This is a genomic window from uncultured Eudoraea sp., assembly GCF_947258525.1.
GTDB lineage: Bacteria > Bacteroidota > Bacteroidia > Flavobacteriales > Flavobacteriaceae > Eudoraea.
Genome location: NZ_CAMYIP010000243.1, coordinates 1 through 7702 on the forward strand (window position 1 = coordinate 1; position 7702 = coordinate 7702).

The following is a 7702-nucleotide window of genomic DNA, read 5'->3' on the forward strand; positions in this document are numbered from 1 at the left end:
CGATCACAAGTGATTATTGGGATCGAGGCGATTTCGGGTTAAATGGCCATTTGCCTTATTTTGACAGCAATTCCCTGCAACTGGCGCAGGCGGATAGCGGTGACAAAGAAAACGGTGCATCAGGTGATTCCCCGAAGGAGGGCGAATATACCCAGGAACAGATCAACGAGATGATGAATAATCCGCTCGGAGAACTCTGGATGCTGTTCGTGCAGAACGATACCACCTGGTATGACGGTGATGCCCTGGATTTTCTCGGTGAAGACAAAAAGATATTCAACACCACGACCATCATGCCAGTGATGGCCATGCAGCTTACCGAGGACGTGAAGTATATTTTCCGCCCCGTGATACCCATTCATTATTGGGATGCGCCGAGCGTCTCGCGAGGGAACGCACAATATCCAGGGGGGGACTTACCGTTTACGGTGGATTTCGAACGGGAGACCGAGCTGGGTGATATCGTGCTGTGGAATGCCTTCGCCACCAATGAGATGGCGAAACCACCCAATATTTATGGCGTTGGTGTTACCCTCATGCTGGATACTGCCACCGAAGATGTATTTGGCACCGGCAAGAACAGCGCGGGACCAATGGCGCTGGCATTCCACATCGGTGAGCCGGGTGGATGGATCCTAGGTACCGTAGTGCAACATTGGTGGGATTTCTCCGGCGATGACGATCGGCAAGACGTCAACATGACCAACATTCAGTACGTTGCTTTCTACCGGCTTACTGCCGAGACCAACATCGGTTTTGGTGGCCCGAATATTACTATCAACCACGAAGCTGACAGCGGTCAAAAAGTGACATTCCCTGTTGGTCTTGGCTGGAACACCACCACCAAAATTGGACCACTCCCGGTCAAAATCGGTGTCGAGTTGTACAAATATATAGAATCACCCGATAACTTCGGTGCCGATTACGGCATGCGTCTAATATTTTCGCCAGTGGTGCCTAGTCCTGCCTTTAGCAAGATACCGATTTTTTAGAGTTGATAGATCTTAAATTATGCATGCCCTGAACAACTGGATTTTGGCGATGGGATATCGTTACCTGACCTGGGAATTCGATGATAACGACACCGGCGGCGACACTTTTAATGACTTAACCATTAAAGGGCCGATGATCGGTGGCAATTATTTTCTCTTAATCAAACAGTTCCCGGGATGTATTATCGCCGCGGATTAACACAGTTTATGATTTATGAAGGAGCAAAAGATGAAATCTAAATATCTGGGCGGGAAATCCCTGATGACGCTGTTGGCAAGCAGCCTTTTGGTGGCTTGCAGCACGCCAGCCCCGACGATGAAGATGAGCACGGATATCCCGGTCTCGATTACCACGCCCGACAAGGTTGAAACCTCAATCGGAACGCTGGAGTTTTTCGACGGCGTACCGAACCGAGAAACCGTCGCCAGCGTCTACGACTATGTCGACACGGCGCGCGCTACCACGGTATTCATCAACATGATACCGGCGGTGTCGATGTACCACATGCGCCAGGGCCAGCGTGACATCGGCCTGACTCGCTCAAACCAGATTCTGATCGCGGAGCAGCTGGGCGATTCCAGGCCCCTGGTGCTGACCTGGAACAATACCTCGCTCTATACCTGGGGTTTCCTCGATCTGAAGACGGATGGTCCGACCGTTATCGAGTTGCCGCCCGGAGTGCTGGGAGCGCTGAATGACATGTACTTCCGCTATATCGTCGATCTTGGCGCCGCCGGACCCGACAAGGGCAAGGGCGGTAAATACCTCGTTTTACCGCCGGGTTACGAGGGCGATGTGCCTGACGGATACCATGTTGTCAAATCCAGAACCTACGGCGTGTGGAACTTCATGCGCGGTTATGTCGAGAAAGGGGTCGATGAAGCCACCGACCGGATCAAGCAAAACCTGAAAATTTATCCGCTGGCGCAAAAGGACAACCCACCGCAGACGGAATTCACCAACATGTCGGGCCTCGCGGAATTAAAGACCATTCCCCCCAACGACGTCAGTTTCTATGACAGCCTGAACCAGTTGATCCAGGAAGAACCGCTGGACTTTCTCGACCCGGAAACCCGCGGCCTGATCGCAGCGATCGGTATCGTCAAGGGCAAGCCCTTCAACCCGGATGAGCGCATGCGCAAAATCCTCGCCGATGGGGTCGCCATCGGTAATGCCTATGCCCGCGCCAACACCGTATTCCCGCGCGATCCGGGGCAGCGCGTTTACGATGGCGCCGACAGCGAATGGGTCATGGCGTTCGCCAACAAGGATACCTATTTCCTGAAAGAGGGCGCACGCCGCTTCGATTCCCGCCTGTGGATGCATTACAACGCGGTCGTGGTTACCCCGGCGATGGCGGTGACCCGGCCCGGCGCGGGCTCGGACTACCTGATCGCCGGGCTGGATTCGAAGCACCAGGCGCTCGACGGCGGCAAAACCTACAAGTTGCACGTGCCAGCCAATGTGCCGGTCAAGGATAACTGGTCGGTCACTATTTATGACACCCAGACCCGATCCATGCTGCAAACCGATCAGAAGTTCGCCGGCATTAACAGCCTGGGCGAGGGACTTGAACAGAATGACGACGGATCCTACGACGTAATTTTTGCGCCGGTCAAACCGGAAACCGTGGATGAGCGAAACTGGATCCAGACCATTCCCGGAAAAAGCTGGTTCATTCTTTTCCGCGCCTACGGACCGCTCGAGCCCTGGCTGGACAAGACCTGGCGTCCGGGCGAACTGGAACTGGTCGAATAAGGGGATATGAGTTAGATGGGATTCGGTGTACGCAACGTAATTTGTTCTTCCCGTGCACTGAATCCCGAATTTGCCAGCACAGGTTGTACCCGTGAACCTGTTCCCGGTTCAAAAGAAACCGGCTGGGATACGGGAGCCTTGAGAGGACTGGAAACGGCCAACATATCATGTATATCGAATACGCCATTCTGGCCGGATTTGCACTGCTTTACAGCCTCGTCGCGGGACGACTCGAAAGCACCTCGCTAACCGGTCCTATCGTCTTTCTCGGCTTCGGCTTTATCGCCGGCCCCCTCGGCCTCGACTGGCTCGAGCTCGACGTCGGCAGGGACTGGCTCAGGATCCTCGCCGACCTGACGCTGGCGCTGGTGCTGTTCGCCGACGCCGCCAACGCCAATCGTTCGGTGCTTAGATCCAGCGCCGCCATTCCGGTGCGCATGTTGCTGTTCGGTGTCCCCATGACCATCGCCCTCGGCATTGGCGCTGGCCTGTTGCTGTTCGAACAGTTGAGTATCTGGGAACTGGCGGTACTGGCGACGATGCTGACCGCCACCGACGCGGCCCTGGGTAAAGCGGTCTTCACTAATCGACTGCTGCCGGCTCGAATTCGCGAAGGGCTCAACGTCGAAAGCGGTTTAAACGACGGTATTTGCGTGCCGCTACTGTTCGTCTTTATCATCCTGGCCGAGGCCCAGGGAGTCGAAGGGCAGGGCGACACGCTGCTGCTACACTACATGGTGACCGAGATTGGCATCGGTGTGCTGGTCGGGCTCGGCGTCACGGCACTCGCGGTCAGGTTGATGCAGCTATGCTGGGATCGCGGCTGGATCACCAAAATCTGGGGCCAGGTGCCGGTGGTGATGCTGGCGATACTCTGTTTCACGGTGGCTCAGTCCCTGCATGGCAGCGGTTATATCGCCGCCTTTGTCGGCGGCATCCTGTTCGGCATCCGTGCCAAGGATGAAACCCACGAACTGTTACTGAATACCGAGGGCGTCGCGGAACTGTTGGCGATGCTGACCTGGGTTGTGTTTGGCACCTCGGTTATCTACAAGGCCATCCCGCTGTTTAGCTGGGAGGCGTTGGTCTACGCGCTGTTGAGCCTTACCGTGGTGCGCATGTTGCCGATCTTCCTGTCGTTAACCGGAAGTGGCGAAACAACCGCGAGCAAGCTGTTTCTGGGCTGGTTCGGGCCGCGCGGTTTCGCCAGCATCGTGTTCGCCATCATCGTGCTCAATAGCACGATTCCGGGCGCCGAGCAGATGGCGGTCGTGGTGGTTTGCACGGTCATTCTCAGCGCGCTGGCCCACGGCATCAGCGCCAACCCGCTGGCCGCGGCGCTGGGCTCGAAACTGGCGGAAACAGACAAACGCTGAATCGCCGAACCGGGCCGCGACATTGAGATTGTCCTGGTCTGTTTAAAGCCTGAATTTCACGGTGGTGCGGACACTTAAAACCTCCTAATAAAAACCCCCCATTTGTCACCCATCGTGGGGGATGTCTTGCTGCGCGTTTTCGTATAAATTCGTTCTGTCTAGAAAATCAGGAGAACATTATGAAAAAAAGAGCATATTTCACATTAACCGCCGTCGCTTCAGCCCTGCTGCTGTTAGGGTCCTCGGTGAGCGCCGAACAGATAGGAATCACGACATCCAAAGAATCACTGGCGAAAGGCTATGGCGGTAAGGTTTATTCACCTTATGCGCAGCGCAGTTTCCCGACTTTTCCACTCTGGGGTGAGACCCATCTGCATACCGGTTATTCCATGGATGCCGGCCTGTTCGGCAATCGCACGTTGCATGACACAGGCTATCGTTTTGCCCGTGGCGAAGAAGTCATCGCCTCAAGCGGTCAGCCGGTGAAACTGAGCCGTCCCCTCGACTGGCTGGTCATCGCCGATCACTCAGACATGATGGGGTTTGTCCAGGACGTCATCAAGGGAGACCCGCTTATTATGGCAACGGAACAGGGTAAACGCTGGAATGCCGGCATCAAGGAAGACCCGCAGGGTACGGCGCTGGATTTGATCGAAACTTTCGCACAGAACAAGTTTGACCCCAAGTTGACTAAAGCATACGCACCGGGTTCGGCAAAGTACCAGACGATCTGGGACACAATCATCAAAACAGCAGAGGAATACAACGAGCCTGGTCACTTCACCACCCTGATTGGCTTTGAGTGGACCTCGCTGGTCAAAGGCGGAAATATGCACCGCAACGTGGTCTTTCGCGATGGCGGGCAGAAAGCAAGCCAGGTAGTACCTTACACGATGGTGGAGCCATTCGGCAGCACCGATCCGCTGAACCTGTATAAATGGATGGATGAATACGAGGAGAAGACGGGTGGTTCCGTGCTGGCTATTTCCCACAACGGCAACCTGTCCAACGGCATCATGTTCCCTGTGGATGCCCAGTATACCGGGCGCAAGATCGACAAAAAATATGTCGAGACACGCGCTAAGCGGGAACCGCTCTACGAGGTCACCCAGATCAAGGGTGATGGTGAAGCCCATCCATTCCTCTCCCCCGACGACGAGTTTGCCGATTATGAGACCTGGGACGAGGGCAGTCTGGATCTGCTAACACCCAAAACCGATGATATGCTGCAGTACGAATGGCCTTGTGCTCGAAGAGAAGCTGGGCACCAACCCCTACAAGTTCGGCATGGTTGGCGCAACCGACAGCCACACCTCCCTGGTGACCGCCGAAGAAGAAAACTTCATGGGCAAACACACCGGTTATGAGGCCTCGCCTGAACGACTGACCCATCCATTCCAGAAAACGGATGTTGGTGTGCGTTACAGCTGGCAGATGGTGGCTTCGGGACTGCAGGCAGTTTTTGCTACCGAGAATACTCGAGAAGGTATTTATGACGCGATGCAGCGCAAGGAGACCTATGCCACCACCGGGCCGCGCATAATGGTACGTTTGTTTGGCGGCTGGGATTTCACCGCAGAAGACATGAACAGCCGACAGCCGGCATTCCGTGGCTACGAAAAGGGTGTGCCTATGGGCGGCGACCTGATGCAAGCGAAAGGCAAGAAAGCCCCCAACTTCATGGTCTATGCGCTGCGTGATCCTATCGGTGCCAACCTCGACCGTATCCAGATAATCAAAGGCTGGACAGACAACAAGGGCAATACCCACGAGAAGGTCTATGACGTCGCGGTTTCCGACGGCCGGAAAATTGACAGTGATGGCCGCGCCAGGACACCGGTGGGCAATACCGTGGACATCAAGAACGCCAACTGGACCAACACCATTGGTGCTTCAGAACTGGCAACCGTCTGGACCGATCCGGATTTCGATTCCGAGCAACGTGCATTCTACTATGCCCGCGTGCTAGAGATCCCAACCCCGCGCTGGATTGTTTACGATGCCCACCGCTACGGGGTCGAGATTCCCGAGGGTGCTACGACGGTCGGCCAGGAAAGAGCCTATACGAGTCCGATCTGGTACACACCAAAGAGTTAACGCGAGAGTCAATCCATGAGCAGTTGGCCTTTAGCTATAGGTAATAAAAGACCGGCTAACTGCTCATGGCTAATAGCGAATGAATGGGCCATTTATGAAAGGTATTAAAAGATTAATCTATGAGCCTCTGATGCATTTCCTGTTGATCGGAGCAGCGCTTTTCCTTCTTTTCGGCCTGACCCAGGAGAAGGTCGATGATGCACCAAACCTCATCGTGGTGAGCCCCAGTCAGATGGACCAGTTAGCGGCTCAATTCAAACGCAACAGGCTGCGATCTCCCAGCAATAGTGAGATGACCGCCCTGGTCGAGAGTTACGTGCGTAACGAAGTCTATTACCGTGAAGCTTTAGCCCTGGGGCTAGATCGAAACGACCCACAGGTAAAGCAGCGCATGCGCCTGAAGCTGGAATTTCTGCTCGAGGATTTAACCGCTGAGGAGCCGCCTGGCGACGAGTTGTTAAATGAATTTATGCAGCAAAATGAGGAGCGATTTTTTATTCAGCCGCAAGTGTCATTTCAACAGTTGTATTTGAATCCTGACAAACGAGCTGATTTTGATGCAGATGCAAAACGTATCCTGAAACAATTGCAGCAGGGAGAAGCAGTAGCAACGCTGGGTGATGCAACCATGTTGCCGTATGAGCTCACCCAGGCATCGCAGTATGAAATCAGTCGCTCTTTTGGTGAGGACTTTGCCACTGATGTGGTGAAACTGCCTGTGGGTGACTGGAGCGGGCCAATTTATTCGAAGCTGGGCGTACACCTGGTGAGAGTCAGTAAACATACGGCGGGTTATCTGCCAGAGCTGGCGCAAGTACGTGATCAGGTTGAGCGCGACTATATGGCACAGCGTCGCCAGCAGCTCAAGGATATGGCTTATGAGAAGTTGCGTGAAGGCTACGAGGTGGTGGTCGAGGGTGCAACAACACAGAAAGATGCTGGCGCTGAGTTCACTGGCGGCGCGGTGGCGGCAACGCAAGCTGCCGAGGTAGCACAAAAATGATGCGAACACTCTCATCGATAATCGCTTTGTTGCTGCTTTGTGTTGGGCTGTTGAACCAGGCCTTTGCCCATGAGTCTCAGCCAGGTCTGCTACAGCTAACTCAGCAAGATACAAGTCGCTATGAAGTTATCTGGCGAGCGCCCATCTATTATGGCAAAGCCCATCCGGCGAGTTTGCAACTACCCGCTAACTGGAAAACGATCGCTCCCCCAACTATCCGGCAGTTAGCTGATTCGGCATTGCATCAACGTGTAGTTGAAATTGACACACCGAGTATTCATGGTAGCGTCATTCGTTTACCTGGCCTGGAAGCGACGATTACCGATGTACTGGTGCGGGTTGAATTTGTTGATGGCACTCATTTTTCGACGATCTTAAAGCCTGATCAACCCTGGGTGAGCATTGAGGGGCAGCGATCAGCCTGGCAAGTGGCCTGGGATTACACCCTGTTAGGTATCGAACATATTCTCTCTGG

General features: G+C 54.4%; 6 protein-coding genes and 1 pseudogene. All 7 read left to right on the forward strand.

Annotated elements, in window-relative coordinates; translation table 11 throughout:
* Positions 1-992, forward strand: a 992-nt coding sequence (locus tag Q0X89_RS17880; RefSeq protein WP_297696734.1) for a hypothetical protein, incomplete at its 5' end; no start/stop codon positions are given.
* A gap of 19 nt (positions 993-1011) precedes the next feature.
* Positions 1012-1191, forward strand: coding sequence for a hypothetical protein (locus tag Q0X89_RS17885; RefSeq protein WP_297696736.1), 180 nt, complete (start codon positions 1012-1014; stop codon positions 1189-1191).
* A 15-nt stretch (positions 1192-1206) separates the two neighbouring features.
* Positions 1207-2751, forward strand: a complete 1545-nt coding sequence (locus Q0X89_RS17890) for a DUF1254 domain-containing protein (RefSeq protein WP_297696738.1) — start codon at positions 1207-1209, stop codon at positions 2749-2751.
* Positions 2752-2918: 167 nt separating this feature from the next.
* Positions 2919-4127, forward strand: a complete 1209-nt coding sequence (locus Q0X89_RS17895) for a cation:proton antiporter (RefSeq protein ID WP_297696740.1) — start codon at positions 2919-2921, stop codon at positions 4125-4127.
* 389 nt (positions 4128-4516) lie between these two features.
* A pseudogene (locus tag Q0X89_RS17900) lies at positions 4517-6224 on the forward strand (DUF3604 domain-containing protein).
* Positions 6225-6318: 94 nt separating this feature from the next.
* Positions 6319-7227, forward strand: a complete 909-nt coding sequence (locus tag Q0X89_RS17905) for a peptidylprolyl isomerase (protein WP_297696742.1) — start codon at positions 6319-6321, stop codon at positions 7225-7227.
* Positions 7224-7702: hypothetical protein (locus Q0X89_RS17910; protein ID WP_297696744.1), on the forward strand; the 479-nt coding region annotated here is incomplete at its 3' end. The genes Q0X89_RS17905 and Q0X89_RS17910, both read left to right, overlap by 4 nt.